Annotated in this window: 15 protein-coding genes; 2 read left to right on the forward strand and 13 right to left on the reverse strand. The window is 57.1% G+C overall.

The window, feature by feature from the left end; genetic code table 11:
- Positions 1 to 71: 71 nt before the first annotated feature.
- From P8Z34_13235 to P8Z34_13260, 6 genes are all read right to left on the reverse strand, one after another.
- Positions 72 to 1724: a right-handed parallel beta-helix repeat-containing protein gene (locus tag P8Z34_13235; protein ID MEJ2551639.1), complete on the reverse strand. Its 1653-nt coding sequence runs from the start codon at positions 1722 to 1724 to the stop codon at positions 72 to 74.
- Between the two features lie 220 nt (positions 1725 to 1944).
- Positions 1945 to 2883 (reverse strand): lipoyl synthase, encoded by a 939-nt coding sequence (gene lipA, locus P8Z34_13240; GenBank protein ID MEJ2551640.1) that lies wholly within the window; start codon positions 2881 to 2883, stop codon positions 1945 to 1947.
- 209 nt (positions 2884 to 3092) lie between these two features.
- Positions 3093 to 5627, reverse strand: a complete 2535-nt coding sequence (locus P8Z34_13245; GenBank protein MEJ2551641.1) for a DEAD/DEAH box helicase — start codon at positions 5625 to 5627, stop codon at positions 3093 to 3095.
- A 485-nt stretch (positions 5628 to 6112) separates the two neighbouring features.
- Positions 6113 to 7201, reverse strand: a complete 1089-nt coding sequence (locus tag P8Z34_13250; protein ID MEJ2551642.1) for a metalloregulator ArsR/SmtB family transcription factor — start codon at positions 7199 to 7201, stop codon at positions 6113 to 6115.
- 197 nt (positions 7202 to 7398) lie between these two features.
- A complete protein-coding gene (locus tag P8Z34_13255) occupies positions 7399 to 8178 on the reverse strand; it encodes an exodeoxyribonuclease III (protein MEJ2551643.1) in 780 nt (259 codons plus the stop codon).
- 12 nt (positions 8179 to 8190) lie between these two features.
- On the reverse strand, positions 8191 to 8790 hold the full coding sequence (locus P8Z34_13260; protein MEJ2551644.1) for a dual specificity protein phosphatase: 600 nt from the start codon (positions 8788 to 8790) through the stop codon (positions 8191 to 8193).
- 139 nt (positions 8791 to 8929) lie between these two features.
- Here P8Z34_13260 and P8Z34_13265 point away from each other — a divergent pair, with 139 nt between their 5' ends.
- Together P8Z34_13265 and P8Z34_13270 are read left to right on the forward strand one after the other, a co-directional pair.
- Complete coding sequence (locus tag P8Z34_13265; protein ID MEJ2551645.1) at positions 8930 to 9730, forward strand: helix-turn-helix domain-containing protein; 801 nt, start codon at positions 8930 to 8932, stop codon at positions 9728 to 9730.
- Positions 9730 to 10476: a ZIP family metal transporter gene (locus P8Z34_13270; GenBank protein ID MEJ2551646.1), complete on the forward strand. Its 747-nt coding sequence runs from the start codon at positions 9730 to 9732 to the stop codon at positions 10474 to 10476. The genes P8Z34_13265 and P8Z34_13270 overlap by 1 nt, the downstream gene beginning before the upstream one ends.
- A gap of 126 nt (positions 10477 to 10602) precedes the next feature.
- Here the strand turns inward: P8Z34_13270 and P8Z34_13275 are convergent, their stop codons facing one another.
- From P8Z34_13275 to P8Z34_13305, 7 genes are all read right to left on the reverse strand, one after another.
- Positions 10603 to 11637 carry an aminoglycoside phosphotransferase family protein gene (locus P8Z34_13275; protein MEJ2551647.1) on the reverse strand — a complete coding sequence of 345 codons (1035 nt, stop codon included), beginning with the start codon at positions 11635 to 11637 and terminating at the stop codon, positions 10603 to 10605.
- Between the two features lie 90 nt (positions 11638 to 11727).
- Positions 11728 to 11976: a FeoC-like transcriptional regulator gene (locus P8Z34_13280; GenBank protein MEJ2551648.1), complete on the reverse strand. Its 249-nt coding sequence runs from the start codon at positions 11974 to 11976 to the stop codon at positions 11728 to 11730.
- A gap of 20 nt (positions 11977 to 11996) precedes the next feature.
- Positions 11997 to 13712, reverse strand: a complete 1716-nt coding sequence (gene feoB, locus P8Z34_13285; protein ID MEJ2551649.1) for a ferrous iron transport protein B — start codon at positions 13710 to 13712, stop codon at positions 11997 to 11999.
- Positions 13691 to 14224, reverse strand: coding sequence for a FeoB small GTPase domain-containing protein (locus P8Z34_13290; protein ID MEJ2551650.1), 534 nt, complete (start codon positions 14222 to 14224; stop codon positions 13691 to 13693). Before P8Z34_13290 ends, feoB begins: the two co-directional genes overlap by 22 nt.
- A 57-nt stretch (positions 14225 to 14281) precedes the next feature.
- Entirely contained in the window at positions 14282 to 14680 is a 399-nt protein-coding gene (locus tag P8Z34_13295) for a FeoA family protein (GenBank protein MEJ2551651.1), read from the reverse strand.
- A complete protein-coding gene (locus tag P8Z34_13300; GenBank protein MEJ2551652.1) occupies positions 14677 to 15378 on the reverse strand; it encodes a metal-dependent transcriptional regulator in 702 nt (233 codons plus the stop codon). Before P8Z34_13300 ends, P8Z34_13295 begins: the two co-directional genes overlap by 4 nt.
- Before the next feature lie 269 nt (positions 15379 to 15647).
- Positions 15648 to 17984 (reverse strand): choice-of-anchor Q domain-containing protein (locus P8Z34_13305; GenBank protein MEJ2551653.1); only part of this gene is annotated, 2337 nt, incomplete at its 5' end.

Raw genomic sequence — 17984 nt, forward strand, 5'->3', positions numbered from 1 at the left:
GTTGAAAAAAACACACCCCGAAACGTTTCGGGGTGTGTTTTTTCAACACTCGATATTCTTGGTTCAGCGCTTCATGCGTCCGGTGTGCTTTCGCCACGAATGACCAGAACGAAGGTCCCGGGTTGGTCCCATTCTGCGACGATTTTGCCGCCAGGGATGCGCTGATGCGGTTCCCGCGTGAATGGCACGTCCACCCAATTCACGGCATCGGCGTCAAACCACAACACGACAAAATTCTCTTCCCACTGATATCCAGGGATGAAGAATTCGATCTTGATCGTCTCACCTTCCGGGATTTCAGCGTTGTAAAGCAGAATATCGATGCCGACCACGAAGATATCACCCTCAGGAAGATTAGCGGGTAATTTGCTTGGGTCGTCAATCGTCATGTAGCTGGCATACGAGGCGTCCTGATCTTCGATTGGATCGATGGGTGGAAATTCAACCATCATTCCATCGCCGACGTTGACGTATTTGGATGACAGGTCGCTGATGACGCAGTCTTCGTAGGGATCTTCTTCCTTATCTTCTTTCGACTCGCATTTAATCCAGATCACTTCCTCACCGACGGGCACCATCACCGCGCCCAATTCGTTGGCGGATGCGAGGACGCAGGTCAACGTAACGGTGCCGTTTTCAGGTTGTGCCCAAACACCATATTGGCCGTTCTCGCTGAGCTGGCTGTCGGTGACGTTGATCTCGTTGTTTTCGTCATCGCCGTCGAACACCACAAGCGCCCCCGATTCCTCGTTGTTGTTTGCGGTCACATTTGTCATGGTGACCGTGCCGCCGGCGTTAACGTCGATGTACACGCCGTTGCCGATGTTATCGCCTTCGACGCCGTTGCCCGCGTTGCTTGCATTCACGTTGCTCAGGATCACGTCTCCGGTCTGATTCTCGACTGAAATCGCATCTCCGTTTACGTTGGTTGCTACGACGTCATCGATGGTCAACGTGCCCGTGTTGTCTACGGCCGTAACGCCGCCAGCGATCTCAAAACCGTCGAGAACCATGTTCAACATGTTCTGGATGATCATGTTGCCGTCGATCACGGTAGTGCCGCTGCCGTTTACGCTCTGCAGGATGAGTTCGAACGGCGTGTCCGCGCCCCCGTTCCATGCACTGCCGTCGATGACGATGTCTTCCGTGAAGGTGCCGTCTTCGACGACGATCATGCCGTCATCCGGTGTCCAACCGTTTGAGCTGAGTTCGTCGACCGCATCCTGGATCGATATGTAGTTGTACAGCGTGCCGCCGTAGTAGAAGTAGGGATCGGCAATCGTTGAAGTTTCTTCCGCTTCTTCCGTTACGTCCGCGGCCGGATCTGCGGCGGTTGACACGGCTTCGCTTGCGAGGCAGGTTTCATCTTCGATAGGCACGTCTTCCGCAACGGCTTCTGCGTCCTCCGCGGGATGGCTGCCTTCCGCTGCTTCTGCATCCTGTGTCGCTGCGGCTTCTTCGGTGAGAGCGGCCTCCTCCGCTGGAGCAGCCTCATCCGTCGGCGCTGTCTCTTCAACCGGCGCAGCTTCCACTGGCGCTTGCTCCTCACCTTCAGAATTCCCTTCCGGGGGTGGTTCGGATTCTTCCGAACTGGGTGGATCCTCCGTCGTTCCATCGTCGGCGAAAACGGCTGATCCCAGTGGGCTGAGCAGCGTCAACGCCATGGCCAGGATGACAGCGATCCGGATAGGTCTTTCCCAATTTCTCATTGCCATGATTCTCATTATTCCTCTCCTTATAATAGGGCAATCGCCCCTGCAATAATGATGCGCGATTATAAAAGATATCGGTGTGAAAATGAAGACAGCGATTTATCGGCGAAAAATGGCTTTTCACATCTCGGCTGAACTCAAATTGTCTACTATTTTCAGGTGTTTTTCTATGAAACGGAGGTACTGCTTGGCGGTTGAGTGAAATCCACGAGGATTTTTTGGGAACGATGCGTCAAGCGTTTTCTTTATGCAAATTCCGATGGATGACGCTTAATTGGCGCACTTGCTCTTCCGCACGATAGGATGAGCGCACAAGCGGGCCGCTTTCCACCCACTTAAAACCGATTTCATAGCCGTAGGTTTTAAACGCTTCAAACTCGTCCGGGGTGTAGTAGCGTTCGATGGGCAAATGTTTCTTCGATGGCTGCAGGTACTGGCCGATGGTAAGAATGTCCACGTTCCATTGGTGCAGATCTCGCATCACCGCCTTGATCTCATCCGTCGTTTCGCCCAGACCAACCATCAGGCCCGATTTCGTCAGTACTTCTGGATCCAATTTCTTCGCGTTGCGTAAAGTCGCTTCGGCCCACTCGTAATGATCTTGAGGTTGGACTTGCCTGAAAAGGCGCGGGACCGTCTCTACATTGTGATTGAGAATCTCCGGACGGGCATCCATGACGATGCGCAGCGCCTCGATCTCGCCTTTAAAGTCCGGAATCAGCACTTCGATCGAGCATCCGGGTTGCAATTCTCGGATTCGTTGAATGACCATTGCAAAGATCGGAGCGCCGCCATCCGGTCGTTCATCACGATTGACGCTGGTGATGACGACGTGCCGTAGATCCATGCTCTGCACGGCGCGTGCCACGCGTTCCGGTTCGAGCCAATCGAGCGGTGCAGGCCGCCCTGTTTTGATGTCGCAGAAACCGCAGGAGCGGGTACACGTGTCACCCATCATCAAGAAGGTGGCCGTTCCAGAACCCCAACATTCCCCAATGTTGGGGCACATGGCTTCTTCACAAACCGTGTGCAAAGATTTGCTGCGCATCATCACACGCAGCTGTTCGTAGGTTTCCCCGGATGGGGCGCGAACCTTGATCCAATCCGGCCGGCGCTTCGGGCGCTCATCGTTGGAAATTTCAGAGTTCCCTGACGTGTTTCGATCCGACATATGGGCATACCTCGAAGCGAATTCTACCGCAATTTACCCCGCACTACCGTGAGGCACCTTGTTCGTAAAATGATTAATAGGGCGAAGTCGTGTGGAGAATGCCGGTAGTATCGCGTTGTGTAGAATTTCATGGATTGATGAGAGAACAAACGCGCTCGATAATGTTGGAAGGTAAGATAAATCCTGTAAATATCTGCGGTGTGCGTTTTTTAGAGCAGAAGTGCCTCAAGCAGTTGCGCCGTCAACTGCTTGACCTCCACACCGCCGGGGCCCAGCGGTCCGACGCAAGCCGGGCATCCGTCCCGGCAGCGACACGATCGTACGAGATCGAGCGCTGCTTCGAGTAACTCATGATGCATCGAATACAATCTCTCCGAAAGACCCAGGCCCTCCGGGATGCGATCGTAAATCGTGATCGTGGGGCTTTTCGTGTGCTTGGATCGGCTCTCGCCGAGCGTTCCCAGATCGCGCGGATCGCACATGAGGTAGAGTGGGGCAATGTTGCCCAGCGTGTAACGCAGGCCACCGAGGGCGCTGCGCGCACCGCGGGCTGACTCCGCTCGATGGTGACAAGCCGGGCAGAGGGTGATCAGGTTGTCGATGTGGTTCGCCTGACGATCGGCGCGGTTTTCTCCCGGGACGTATCCAAATTCCCGGAACGGGCGAATGTGATGAACGTCGTGGGATTTTCCCTCGCGTTCCGGTGCGCCACACTGCCGGCAGAGGTGTTGGTCGCGGGAAATGGCGGCTTTGCGTGCCTGCGGCCAACTGGGCCCGTAATCCACCGGCGCCAATAGCACGCCGTCGGCCTCGAGACGTTCGACCGTTTCCGGCGCGATCCATAACCAGTATGCGCTGGTCTCAAATTGGCGCGGGGGCAAGTCGATCTCACCGTAGCCCAGGGTCTCGTGGGTATAGCGCTTGACCTTGCGGAATGAAGTCGCTTGCGCCGTGATCTGCACCCAGCCGTGGGCGCGGCGGGCAGGGCTGGTTTCGTCCGCGTCGTACACCTCCAAGACTTCCAGGTCTGCGGTTTCGGATGCGTCCGTGTAATAATCGACCTCCGCCGCTTCGACCGCGGCGAGACCCTTTTCCCAATCCAATTCGGTCACCAAATGCGTGCGGCCTTCGTGGGTGTAGACGGCACCTTCGTGCAGGAGTATGGGCGCCGCCTCTCTGTCGACTTCGCCGATGACAACCGGCCGGCCTTCCCCGACGCGCTGGATGACGATCGGCTCGTCGCTGCTGGCGCGCAGGGAAACCTCTTCGGCCGGATACCCTTCAGCCACCCAGTGATAGGTATCTACCGAGTGATGCAACACGCCCTCCTCTTCCAGAAATGTGAGTAGGTCAGCCATGTCTTCGAATTTTCCAAAGGGCTCGTTGCTTTCGAAGGGCAGTTCGAACGCCGCGCAGCGTAAGTGACGCAGGAGGATGGCAAGGTTATCGGGGTTGATCAAGCCCATCTCGGGAGAATGCTCGAAAACGTAGCGGGGGTGTGCGACCACGAACTGGTCCAGCGGGGACGCCGAGGCCACGAGTACCGCCGCAGAAGTCTCGCTCCGTCGCCCGGCGCGGCCGGCTTGCTGCCATAAACTGGCGATGGTGCCCGGATAACCGGCGATGACGGCTGCACCGAGTTGGCCAATGTCCACGCCGAGTTCGAGTGCGTTGGTCGCCACGACGCCCAAAACGTCCGCCTGGCGCAATCCGCGTTCGATCTCCCGGCGCTCCAGCGGCAGGTAGCCGCCGCGATACCCGCGGATGGCTTTCGGATCTCCACCCAGACGTTCGAAGGCGTCACGCACGTAACCCAGCAGAACCTCGGTCGTGCGGCGAGCGCGGGCGAAAACCGCGGTTTGTACGCCGGCCTGTAAGAAGCGCTCGGTGATGCGAGTGGTTTCCAGCGTGTAGGCGCGGCGGATCCCCAGGCTCGGATCGATGACCGGCGGATTGTATAGAATGACGTGTTTCTCTGCGCGCGGTGAGCCGTCCAGATCTGGCGGCACGAGGTTGACCGGTGCTTCGATCAATCGTTCGGCGAGCTCCTTGGGATTGGCGATCGTGGCGGAGGTCAGAACGAATTTCGGGTCGGAGCCGTGGAAACGACAAACGCGGCGCAAGCGCCGGATTAGATTTGCCACGTTGGAGCCAAACACGCCGCGGTAAACGTGCATCTCGTCCAACACGATCCAATGCAGATTTGCCAGCATCCCGGCCCAGCGCGGGTGGTGGGGTAAGATGCCGGTATGCAGCATGTCCGGATTGGTGATCAGTATGCGCGCCTCGTCGCGGATTCGGCGGCGAGCGTTTTGCGGCGTATCCCCGTCGTACGTGCGCACGGGGACCGTTTCGGCGGCGTTGAGCGAGTCGAGGAAATGCCCAAGTGCGGAAGCCTGGTCTTGTGAAAGCGCCTTGGTTGGGAAAAGGTACAGGGCACGCGCCTGCGGCGTGTTGAGCAGTGTATTCAGAACGGGCAGGTTGTAACACAGTGTCTTGCCGGATGCGGTGCCGGTGACGATCACCACATTCTCGCCAGCAAGCGCGGACTCAACCGCTGCGGCCTGGTGGGTGTAGAGCGGGGCGATGTGGTCCGCACGTAACGCGGCAATCAAACGTGCATCGAGGCCCTCCGGGAATTCTGCATAGCGGGCCGGACGCGGCGCGATACGCTCCCAGGTGGCCACATTTTTCATGAAATCGGTATCGAGTCGCAGTCGCTCGAGTGCATCCTGAATCGACATGGGTGAATTATATCGCTCCTGTTTCTGCGCTGATGGGCGAGAAATGGAACAACTCCCCGGGCACCCGGGGAGTTGTGTGTCGAGGCGAAAGTATAATGTTCCTATTTGGAAGTCATTAGACTTTCAGCAAGCACCTTGATTTGATCCGATATTTGAAGAAAACGTCGGTTCCGTGATTGTTGAATACCGCTGCTGTATTCGCTGGCCAGCGGACGTCAGCCAACCTCCGAGGCGGAATGCAACGGTGTAATAGAAGTGCGGTCGATGGTTTGCTCCGTTCACCACCGAGCGTGCCCATTGCTCGTGAGCAGCATCACACCGTATTGCATCGATTCTCGCTTCGTTTGCGATTACTTCGCTCCATCGTAACATGATCCACTTCCTTTCCCGTTCACGAGCGTTCTGCGCTTCGTTTTGATATCTTTCCCGGCTTTAAGTCAGTTTTTACGATTTTCGGATCCAATTCAAATCCGGCGAAAGCATCACTAATCGAAAAATCCGTCCAATGCTTGTAACGTCTCTCCGATGCGTTCCGTGTTCAACCGGTAGCATTTTCCCGCTTCCGTGCGGTGTTCCAAGAGATAGCCCGTTGCCGTCAGCTGTCTCAAGTGGCGCGATATCGAAGACTGGCTGATACCCGTCTCGTCGATCAGTTCCTGGCTGCACATCTCGCCTCGCTCGCGGATGATCGCCAGTATGCGCAATCGTGTTTCGTCGGCCAGCGCCGTAAGCCGAACCAGCAAATCCGAGCGCTTTAGATCGGACGATGCGAATGGCATACCTTCCGGCACTCTGGCGCCAAACGTCATCCAGACGATACCGTCGCCGTGGTATTTGAGCACGTACGGTCCGCCATGCGTGTTCGGAACGAAGACGATCTTCTCGGCGTCGCGCACGCTCTCTTCGAATTTCTCATCCGGTTCCCTACCGGTGATGAACTGCGTTGCTTGCGCCAGCGGCATCGTGGACAAGTCCGTTTTTTGAAACGCCGCAACGGATTCGGTAATGGTCGGCAACACCCGCTTCCACTCCTCGGCCATATACTTCTGCCACATGTAGCGCAGGTGGGTCACGATCAACTCCCGCATGGACGCCGGATCGACGAGATAGTTGTAGGCGGCCCGTTCAACGGGTTCGTCGATATGATCGGGTTCGAAGCGTTCGTACATGAATTCGATATAGGCGTCTTCACTACCCAATGCCAATTCCCAGTTGTTCGCGCGATAGCGTTCGTTGTCTTCGACGGGGGCCTTGCAGCAGTATGCGTTGAGCACCTTGTCCCGCAGCACGACGGGATCCGATTCCGCCAGGCTGTCGATGAACGCCTCGAATGATGCGTGACTGCGACGTGGGACGAGGGCGTAGTAAAGACCTTCGGTGACGACCCGGTGCCTCTCCCACATCGATGGTTCCATCTCGACGGCGGTCGTGTTGATCCATTCGCCGAGTCCCGAGAATTTATCCACCTGGCTCAGCAGCACCAGGCTGTTCAATACGTTGATCGCCGGTTCCACGTTTACTGTCAGCGTGACCGTTTTGGGCGCCATTACCAATTCTGTTTCGAGTTTGGGCATGATTCTCTCCGTTCTCGCTATACCCGTTTATGAGAATAACCCATAATAGCGGGTAGTGCCCATAATTTACAATATTTATTCGAGTTTGTCAAGTCCCTAATTACTCGGGGATCAGGCCGCTGTGGGCGCCATCGGGGCTTTTTCAACGAGATGCGAGAGGAACAATGTGGGGCTTGAACGTGCTGCGAATTGCGGTGTTAAGGCTCGGGCGATTGGAGAGTCAGGCTGACCGGGCAGTGGTCTGATCCCATGACGTCGGCGTGGATATCAGCGGCCGCGATTCGATCCTGCAGATCCGGGGAGACGAAGAAGTAATCGATGCGCCAGCCCACGTTGCGCTCGCGGGCTTTTCCCCAATAAGCCCACCAGCTGTATGCATCTTCGGTATCGGGGTGCAGGCTGCGGAAGGTGTCGATGTATCCCTGCACGACCACTTTGTCGATCCAGGCGCGTTCCTCCGGTAAAAAGCCGGTCGACTTCTCGTTCTGCTTCGGACGGGCGAGATCGATCTCCTGATGCGCCGTGTTAACGTCCCCGCAAAAAACCACGGAACGTCCTGCTTCTCGCAAACGATTGCAATAATCGAGGAAGGCTTCTTTATACGCCATCTTGAAGGGTACGCGACTGAGGTCGCGGCCCCCGTTGGGAAAGTAAGCGGCGATGAGCACGAAATCATCGTAATCGGCGACGATCGTGCGTCCTTCGATGTCGTACTCTTCGATGCCCAGTCCCAGTTCGACGGATATCGGTTTCCGCTTTGAAAACAGGGCCACGCCGCTGTAGCCTTTGCGTTCCGCCGACGACCAGTAGGTACGATAGCCCTCGGGCTGCACCAGCTCTGCATCCAATTGTTCTGGATGGGCCTTCGTTTCCTGAATGCAGAGCACGTCGGGCTGAGCTTCCCGAAGCCAGCCCAGGAAACCTTTACGCAGTGCGGCGCGGATGCCGTTTACGTTCCAGGAATAGAGTTTCAACATCGGTGCGACTCCTCAGATGCTCTCGGCAGCACGTTGATCCCCCCGACGTTTATTGCGGAGTTGATCTTCGAGTTTCTCGAGCTGTTCCAATTGTGAGGGCATGATGCGGATGAAGGGGCGGACCGCCCGGATGCGCCGGAGCGCGCCGGCCAGATCGTCGCCCTGGCTGATGAAATACGCCGCGGCCATCGTTGGGGCTCGACCGATCCCGCCCGCGCAGTGGATGTACACCTTCTCGCCGGCCTTGACGGCCTGGTCGATGAATTCGATCCCGCGCCGGAGATGTTCCAGGCTGGGAGGCGTGTCGTCGACCGTGGGTAGATGGCAGTAGCTCGGCATCGCCAAACCGTGAGCTGCGTCGTCGAATTCGACCCGCAAGTTCAGCCCGGCGCGTATTCCCTCGTTTGCCAATTTCCCCATGCCGCGTGCCCGGTATTGCGGACCGACGTAGATCTGCGGTGAGATGCGCGTGTAGCGAATCGTTGGTATCCCGGTCAGGAAGGTCGTCCCCCGCACCATAAACCACAGCAAGGTCGTCCGAACGCCTTGAGTCCGCAGCCGTTGGCGAATGATGGTCGTGCCCTTGCGCAGCGCGTCGATCAGCTTTCGCATGCTTGCTCCCGTGAGGCAAGAGCTTACCACAATTTGCGCCCAGATTGAAAGCGGCGGCGGGAATTGAATGTTGACAAACTCAATAGTTGTAAGTAAACTAACTACTAGTAATAATTGCAACAACATTATCGGAGAAAAGATGGATTTAAAACGCGGTTTGACCGAAATCGGATTCACGGAATACGAGGCCAAGGTGTATCTGGCGCTGCTGGGGGACAATCCGGCTACCGGATACCAGATCAGTAAGGACTCGGGTGTACCGCGTTCGATGGTGTACGAAACCTTGAGTCGTTTGGTCGGACGAGGCGCCGTGCTCGAATCCATCGAGGGCAGAGCGACTCTCTACCGCCCGGTTTCTCCGCAATTGCTTCTCGACCGTCACGAAGAGCGGCAGATGCGTCTGATCGACAACCTTCGCGAGGAACTGCAAGACGTGTACACCAATACCGACGAAGATCACGTCTGGTCCATACGCAACACATCGGCCGTCTTTACCTATGCCAAGCAGATGCTCGCGGAAGCGAAAAACGAAGTCTACTTGGTATTGAACGACGAGGGATTGAAAGCTCTGCATGAGGAACTCGCCGCGACGAGTGAGCGCGGTGTGTCGATGTGCACGCTGCTTACGGGACAGGACCTTTTGCCCTACGGATACGTGGCCCGGCATCCGCCGCTCGAGAGCGAGCTTCAAGAATTGACCGGCACGCTGATGATCGTTGTGGATCAAGCTGAAGCCTTGATTGCCGACGTCGGCCAGGAAACATATGCGACCATCACCAAGAGCAACAATCTGGTCCTGATCGCACGTCAATTCGTCTGGATGGAACTCTTCGCACAACGCGTGTATCGGCAGCTTGGCGCAGGCATGCTCGAGCGTCTGGAACCCGAAGATCGTCAGATCTTCGAGAGCCTGTTAGCGCCGGAAGGGGGTGGAGGATAATGGCTTCGATAAGTGATACGATCATCGCAGCTTCGATTACCGTTCTTGCCAACGGACTCGGCGGGTTGCCTTTCGTGTTCGTTGAAAAATTCCCGGAGCAACTCGCGCGCCTCGGTTGGGCGGGAGCCGGTGGACTGATGCTTTCGGCTTCCGTATTCAACCTCATCATTCCCGGTCTTGACGAGGGTGGGGTGATCTCGGTCGGCGTGGGAATTCTGCTTGGCGCCTCACTCATGGCGATTACTTCGTGGTTTCTGGAGAAACGAAATTATACCTTGCAAGGCGTCTCGGAAGGGGGTGGACGCCGGATCATTCTGGTTCTGGTTACGCTTTTCATCCATAGTATTCCAGAAGGACTGGCGATCGGAGTCTCCTTCGGATCGGGTCAGGCGACGCTGGGCTTGATCATGACGATCGCAATCGCCATTCACAACATCCCCGAGGGGGTTGCTGTTTCCCTGCCCCTGCGTGCGGAAGGCGTGAGTGGTTGGAAGTGCGTTGGCTGGGCGATTTTCTCCGGTGTGCCCCAGGTTTTGGCCGCCGTTCCCGCCTACCTCGCCGTGATGCAGTTCCGTCCGCTGCTTCCTTATGCATTCGGATTCGCAGCAGGCGCGATGATTTACCTGGTAATGGGAGAAATGATCCCCGAAAGCCGGGCCGATGAACAGCAGCGGCGCTCGAGCGCAGTCGCCGGTATGACCGGATTTCTGGCCATGATGGCGCTGCAAACCCTCCTGGTGTTCTAGTTTCATCCGTTCGGGTTGCCCGATAACTTTGCGCACTGGCGGATGGCACACATAAATCTGTTTCCTTCCCATTGATCGAAGCTTGAGTGCCTTGTGCGTAGAAACCGCAGCGTTGCCCGTTGTGTTTTATGATTCATGCGACAGCAGAACGAGGGCTTTTTCAACGAGGCCTTTGCGATACGCGCCGGAAAGCCACCCGTTGCGGGCGATCCGCAAGGTACTCGAGCCCTGATAGAAACGCGCTCTGGTCAGCAGCGTCTCTGGATCATCTTCGCTTTTCTGCCGGGCACAATATCGCTGGTGAAGGATTTCTTCCATTCTGGCGATTTCCTGCTGGTTGCCGCCCTGCTGTGCGACGGCGTGCGATACCTCCGCCATCAAACGACCCAGGTCGGCTGCGGGATCGGCCACTTTGGCGCGTTCCCAGTCGATGGCGACAACCCCGCCATCTTTGGGGAAGACGAAGTTGGTGCTCGTTGCGTCGCCATGCGTCAGGCACGGATGAAAGGTCGACATGAAGGGGTATGCCTGCCAGGCGTCGATCAGACGCGAGAGGTTTCGACGTAAGAGCGGGTGTCGTTTTAACACCCCGTGTTTGCTGAGCGTGTTAACGACGCTCCGCGCCTTCTCTGCTGCCGGATCGAAGTGGGGCACTTCGTTCGTGCGCCGGCCGAGACGATGAAGTTTCTCCAAAAAATCGACCGTGCTTTCCAACGCAGGCTGCAGTATTCCAGGATGGCTCCGGCGGATGGCAATCGTGTCTTCCAGCGTCAATCCGTCGACATGCTCCAGCAGCAGTACGCCGCGAAAGACCCCCAACGGCAGCACGGCACGCATCGAGCGGTCGCCTCGGAAGATCTCGCAAGCAATTTTGTTGTAGTGGATTTCACGGTTGGCATACTTCTCGGCCTCGAACCCCGTCTTGACCGAATAGAATTTCGCCACGATGGTTCTGAGCGTTGTCATCTCGCGGTAGATGAAAACGGCGGACGACAAGCGGGCAGCCTGCCACTCTCGAATCGCAGCAGTGCGCTTCAAGATTTCGATGCTGATGAAATGTTCCAGGGCTTCAGTACCCGAGGGAATGAACCAATCGCTGACGTTCTGGTCGGAACGTGAGGGCGGGGGAAGGATCAAGGTGGAGGATGAAGTGGTTTCCATTGAATGATTCCTCGTGGAGATTGGAAGGGAATTATTCCGATCGACTTCGCTTCCTCGCTCCGGTGTGAGAAATTCCAGGCATACGCAGCTTCATTTTTTTCCCGCGTTCATCGGAACGGAATACAAACTTTCCGAACGCTCGATCAGCACGCAGGAAACGCGCACCGGGCACGTTTCGCAGACCGTCTGTGCCGGACGTTCAACGAGTTTTCCCATGTGTAACAACTGATTGATCATGCCCTCGACGATGGAGGGTTCTTTCTCCAACCTGCGTGAAATTTCTTCCAGGCAAAGCCCTTGCGGAGAAGTCTTGCATGCTTCCAGGATATCGGTCAACATCTTGGCAGTCCATACCGGTGCTAAGCGAATCCCAACAAGCGGCCACCCTGGTAAACAAGCGTCGCCATCATCCAGGCCACGCCTGTCTGCCAGATCGCAGCGAAGAGCGCCCATCTCCAACCGAATTCGCTGCGGATCGTCCCCAGAGTCGCCACACAGGGAACATAGAGCAGCACGAACACGAGGAACGCCAGTGCGGACAATGGAGTAAATACCTGCTGCAAAGCTGACCCCAGCTGTGTATCTTCCGCTGCCGGTCCGGCTTCTTTGAAGAGGGGTACACCCGGCGTAAACAACTCAAGCAGCTGTTTTCCCGCCTCTCCCGTCGCCTGGACGAAACCCGAGCCAATACTCGCAAGATCCTGGCCGAAGTTCGATTCTTCGATGTCTGCCTTTGGCCGTCCCTCCCCGATGTAAATCTGGGACATGGTAGAGATCACCACCTCCTTGGCCACAAGCCCGGACACGAGCGAGCCCGCACTCTCCCAGTTTCCAAATCCTGCCGGACGAAGTACGGGCGCAATCGTTTTGCCTACTTTTCCGAACCAACTGTCGCCCATCTTCGTGACGCCCCAGGGCATGTTGAGCAGCAGCCAGATCACGACGGAGGCCGCTAAAATCACCGTCCCTGCGTTGCGGATGAATTTGCCTGTACGTGCAGCGATCTGATCCCGGAGACACTTTAGTGAAGGGAGTTGATATGGGGGCAGCTCGATGACAAATGACGTTTCGTAATCTCGTTTGAATATCGTGCGCGAGAAGATAACGCCGACGACAGCTGCGACGAACACGCCAAGAGCGTACAGGCCCCAAAGCACCCAGTTGGCACGATGGTTGAAAAAAGCCAATCCAAAAATCACGTACACGGGCATGCGTGCCGAACATGACATGAGGGGTATGAGCAGCGAGGTCAGGAGACGGTCCCGTTTATTCTCCAACGTGCGCGTGGCGTAAATGGCCGGAACGGCGCATCCGAATCCCAGGATCATGGGAACGAAGCTCTTGCCTCGCAATCCCAGGAAGCCCATGAACCGATCCATGACGACCGCGGCGCGCGCCAGGTAGCCACTGTCCTCCAGGAAGCCGATGCACAGAAACAGGAAGAACAAACCCGGGATGAAAATAAGCACGCCGCCGACGCCGGCGATCACGCCGTCCAGAATCAACCCCTGCAGCCACGCCGGTGCTCGCAGCAGCGATAAAAGCTCGGCTGCCCAACGCGTGACGGGGCCGTTGAAAGCCGCATCGATCCAATCCAGATACGGCGCGGATACATTTACCACGAGGTTGAAAACCACGTACATCACGGCGAAGAAAATCGGCAGGCTCAGCAACGGGTGGGTCACGATCCGATCGATGCGCTCGGAGCTGCCCTCGATGGCCGCATCGGGGCAGGGACCGATCTCTTCGACGACGTGACTTACGAACGCGTAACGCCGATCGGCGATGGCAAATTCTACTCCGTTTGGAGTCGCGTCGAGCAGGCGTTTCCGGGCAGCCTGCGTTGTTTCCAATACGGCGCTCCCACCATCCAAAGCTCTGACCCTACTGATGAGGTCGCTTTCGCCTTCTAGCAACTTGATCGCCAACCAGCGCGGATCATAAATCTGGCTGATCGCAGGATGCTGAGCGATGTTCTCGACAATGCCCCGAATTTCTGCTTCGATCTCACTGCCGTAGTCGATCTTGAACTGCGTTTCTCTCTGCCGGACGATCACGAGGGGACCTTCTTCCACGGCACCGGCTCGTTCGTCTCTGCGAGGCTCATGATTTCCTCTCGCAGCTTACCCAATCCTTCGCGCCGTTTGGCGCACATTGGAATCACTGGGGTATCACCGAGATACTTCGATAAACCATTTTCATCGATCTCATAATCCAGGCTTCGAACCCGATCCGACATGTTGAGGGCCAATATCATCGGCACTTGAAGCTCGAGTACCTGGACCACGAGGTACAGATTGCGCTCCAAGTTGGTCGCGTCGACCACCGCCACGACCACATCTGGTTTTTCGAACAGGATGTAGTCGCGGGCGATGATCTCCTCTTCCGAGTATGCGGTGAGGCTGTATGTGCCGGGAAGATCCGTCACCTCGATTTCCTTGCCTCGAAAACGGAATAAGCCTTGCTTGCACTCGACGGTCTTTCCCGGCCAGTTACCGACGTGTTGCCGCGATCCGGTGAGCGCGTTGAATAAAGTCGTCTTTCCGGCGTTGGGATTCCCAACCAGCGCAATTTTCAAGTCTGCCATGCGAACGTCATCTCGTTATTACCGCGAATGTCCACTTTCTCGTTTTTCACAAAGGAATTACTGCTCTGTATCATCCTCGTCCGGCATCGTTTGCAGTACGTTCAACAAGATATCCACCCAGCGCGCCCGAGAACCACGATGGAACCGCTTGCCCCGCAACCGTCGTCCCCTTCGATTGCGCCACGCCCGGCGGCCTCGTTTTGATTCGGGTCTGCCACAGACAGGGCGCGCCAAAATCCGATGCGCCGTCCGGCGATCGACGGCTATTTTACTGCCGCGCACGCGGATGATTAAAGGCTGACCATGTATGCAGCTCAGCACGACGACACGGGTATGAGGCAGCAAACCCAGGTCTGCCAGGCGTTGGCCGAATTTGTGGTTGGCATGAACGTCGACCAGTTCAACGATTGCGCCTTCCCACATCTGGTCCAGAGGCATAGTCTGGTCGTGCTTCACGCCGCAGCCTCCACGAATTTTTTCTCGCGCTTCAACATGATTTGCTGTGCCATCTTGCGTCCCAGCGCATGCACGTTCTCGCCCAGGCGGATCGATATTGGGCCGTCGAAGGGGGCGATCTCTTCCACGGTAAGTCTCTCTCCGGGTTTGATGCCACGCGCAGCGAGATACGCACACAAGATGTCGTAGTCGTCGTTCGGCAGGATACGCAGAATCACGCCCGACTCGCCCGCCGCGAAATCGAGAAGTTGTTCTCCCGCGACCCGCGGCATCTTCCCCTCGGAATCGGGAATCGGATTTCCGTGTGGACAAGTCTGCGGATGTTCAAGGAAGTCGGCGAGCGCCTCAATGACGTCGTCGTCCACCGCATGCTCCAATCGACAGGCATGTTCGTTTACGCTCTCCCAGGCGATGCCGAGCTTGTCTACCAAAAACCTTTCCCAAAGACGGTGGTTGCGTATCACCATGTTCGCCGTGCGCGCTCCATGTTTTGTGAGCTGCACGCCTTTGTACGGTGTATGTCGGAGCAAACCATGATCCTGTAACCGGTGGACCATCTCGCTTGCAGACACCGTCGAAATCCCCAGTCGTTCGGCGATACTGGTTATGGGTACGAGTTCACGCAGATTTGAAAGCTCGGCGATCGTCTTCAAGTACATTTCGACGCTTTCCCCAAAGGGCATCTCTTTGTTGGTCATGTCCCCGCTCCTTCTAACAGGCCAACCGTGACGTCATGTCGCACGGACATTTATACAAGGCAATCCGTATATACTCATATTAGGTCAACCTTACTTTACTAGATTTTCGGAAATTTACCAGATGACGCTCGTCATGCTGGCTGCGATCTTTCGTCATCTATGGCTGCCTGCTAATTGATGGCCCGAGGCGATATTAAATGGAATGACCTCCCGAATGGTTCGCCGGGAGGTCATCGAGATGCAAACTATGTGTTAACCGTGGCGCAGCATCACTGCACTGGGTTGCATTTCTCCGGTTGAACCGTGACTTGTGCGGATGCGCCGCCTGCGTTGAACGCCTCGACGGCGTAGGTGTATGGACCGCCGAAAGGTGGATTGTCCACGTAGCTTGTCGCGTTGGCAGAAAGAGTGGCAATCAGTGTACCGTCCCGGTAAACACGATAGCCGGTCTCGTTATCCGCTCTGTCCAACCACGAGAGTGTGATCTGGTACATCTTTGCGTTGCAGACACGGTTGAAACTCAACCGCGCCGGTACTTGCGGTGGCTCGGGCAGGATCTCCACTTCGATGGTCACGTGTGCCACTTCTTCCGCGTCGCCTGCCATCGCCAGAAGCTCGTACTGCGTCGTCTTCTTGGGACACACTTGCTGTGCACCCAGGACCTCGACCAGTTCGCCGTCCAGGAACACGTCTTCTGCGTTCTCCACCGCCCAGCGAAGGATCGTGCATTTGCCCTGCTTGATGGCGTAGCTGTCCGCGTTAAAGTTAATCGAGATTGGCGCCGGCGGCGGAGTCGGCGTTTCCGTCGGTGACCCGCCCGGTGGCGCGGGAATGTCGCCCGGATCGCCGTAGTAATCGCAGATATCGATGTCCATCGTCGTTTGACCGGCCAGGACGTCGAACTCGATCAGTGTGTGATCCGTGCAGTTCACGCTCAGGCCGCACAGGACGGCCTGCGAGTACGAGCCGCCGATGTTCGTTCCCTGGCGATAGGCGTAGGCCACGTAGGTGCCCGGGAACAAATTGACGCTGTAGCTGTCCGATCCGTCGCTGTGATCGAATTGGCTGACGAGATTGTTGCCGACGTTCGCGAAATAGAGCGTCAAGGGCGGTATGAATTCCGATGGATAACAGAGTTGGCCGGTGACCTCGCCCATTTCGATTGGATGGGGCGTGATATCGATCGCCGGCACTAACACGTCCTTTTCGTAGGCGCCGCGATCGCATTGCGGCCCTTGTGGGCGGCTGACGCCGCGCTGGTCAGTGGAGATGCACATGTCCGGCGTAGCCGAGTCGATCGCCGGGCTTCCGGCCAACAAGGCATGCGTGGGGGTAAGCCCGCCGTTGTTCGCCAACGGCCCCAGCAGAGGATCGGTGCTGGACATGTCGTCGACGTCGGTGAAATTACAGGAAGTACCATCCTCGATGTTGTATCCGCCCGAGCCAAGTCCGACACCGGTGCAGTTCCCCGAGGTGTTGTAGGCCACGATCGAATCTTCGATCTGGATGTGAGATCCGGCCGTGTTGACGATTCCAAGTGGCCCGTTTTCGGCTACGGTGGTCCACTCCAGCCAGATGTCACCGGCATCGTTGTGGACGCCGCCGCCGGAACCCGCCGCGCTGGCGGGATAGGCTGCGTCGACGTACACACCGCCACCGGCGCCGCTTGTGGCGCTGTTGTCGGTGATGCTGCTCTGGTACAGCGTGACCAACCCGGAGGTGTAGATCGCGCCGCCATCCGGCGCTTCGTTGTCTTCGAATCGAGTCTCGGTTGCCCAGGTTTCTCCGCCGTAGTAGTTGACGATGCCCCCCGCGATGACGCCGGCGGTATTTTCGTGGACCACGCTTTGATTCAGGTGAACCGTGCCGCCGTTGAAAATCCCCCCGCCGTCGTAAACGGCGTCATTGCGCCAGATGTCAACTCCGGTCAGGGTCGCCTCGGCACCCGTCCCTACGGCCAGCCCGCCGCCCGTCTCATGGGCAATATTGTCGTTGATCATCGCGCTGCCGGAGCTCATAACCAGCGTGCCGGGCGCATTGATCTGTATTCCGCCCCCCATGTCGGCGCTGTTTTGCCGCACCTGGGTTCCTTCCAGGACGAGCGTTCCGGTGCTGAAAATTCCCCCGCCGCTCGATCCGCCCATGATGCCTTCGGGGAACACACCCGTGTTTTCCGCCACGACGCCGCCGTACATCGTCAACGATCCCCAATTACGGATGCCGGCGCCAACTTGTTCCTCGCCGCCGCGAATCAACATCGTATGGATCTCCGCCGTTACCCCGTTGTGGATTTCGAATACTCGGTCGACACCATTGGCGTCGATGAACGGCGCACCTTCGCCGATGAGGATGGCGTCATCCGTGATGTCCAAATCACCGGTAGCCGCGGCGTCCTCCATAGTACCGGCGATCGAAAGATCGTAAATGCCGGCCGGAAGTCGGATGGTCTGTGTGCCAGAGCAGACGTTGGAGCCGATAACGGCTTCCCGCAGCGAACAGTCACCGTCACAAGCTCCGTCATTGGTGTCGTTGAATTTCGTGACGATAAATTCCGAAGCACAGTACGCGGGATTACATCCCTGCAGGGCAAGCGCCAGGAATATGAC

The sequence above is a fragment of the Anaerolineales bacterium genome, assembly GCA_037382465.1.
In the GTDB taxonomy this organism is placed as follows: Bacteria; Chloroflexota; Anaerolineae; order Anaerolineales; family E44-bin32; genus WVZH01.

Excerpts from the sequence above, each read along its gene's own strand:
- P8Z34_13260 (MEJ2551644.1), bottom strand. The coding sequence starts at position 8,790 with ATGCGAAAGCTGATCGACGCGCTGCGCAAGGGCACGACCATCATTCGC.
- P8Z34_13300 (MEJ2551652.1), bottom strand. The coding sequence starts at position 15,378 with ATGACCAACAAAGAGATGCCCTTTGGGGAAAGCGTCGAAATGTACTTG.
- P8Z34_13275 (MEJ2551647.1), bottom strand. The coding sequence starts at position 11,637 with ATGGAAACCACTTCATCCTCCACCTTGATCCTTCCCCCGCCCTCACGT.
- P8Z34_13265 (MEJ2551645.1), top strand. The coding sequence starts at position 8,930 with ATGGATTTAAAACGCGGTTTGACCGAAATCGGATTCACGGAATACGAG.
- P8Z34_13290 (MEJ2551650.1), bottom strand. The coding sequence starts at position 14,224 with ATGGCAGACTTGAAAATTGCGCTGGTTGGGAATCCCAACGCCGGAAAG.
- P8Z34_13245 (MEJ2551641.1), bottom strand. The coding sequence starts at position 5,627 with ATGTCGATTCAGGATGCACTCGAGCGACTGCGACTCGATACCGATTTC.
- lipA (MEJ2551640.1), bottom strand. The coding sequence starts at position 2,883 with ATGTCGGATCGAAACACGTCAGGGAACTCTGAAATTTCCAACGATGAG.
- P8Z34_13255 (MEJ2551643.1), bottom strand. The coding sequence starts at position 8,178 with ATGTTGAAACTCTATTCCTGGAACGTAAACGGCATCCGCGCCGCACTG.
- P8Z34_13270 (MEJ2551646.1), top strand. The coding sequence starts at position 9,730 with ATGGCTTCGATAAGTGATACGATCATCGCAGCTTCGATTACCGTTCTT.
- P8Z34_13250 (MEJ2551642.1), bottom strand. The coding sequence starts at position 7,201 with ATGCCCAAACTCGAAACAGAATTGGTAATGGCGCCCAAAACGGTCACG.
- P8Z34_13235 (MEJ2551639.1), bottom strand. The coding sequence starts at position 1,724 with ATGAGAATCATGGCAATGAGAAATTGGGAAAGACCTATCCGGATCGCT.
- P8Z34_13280 (MEJ2551648.1), bottom strand. The coding sequence starts at position 11,976 with ATGTTGACCGATATCCTGGAAGCATGCAAGACTTCTCCGCAAGGGCTT.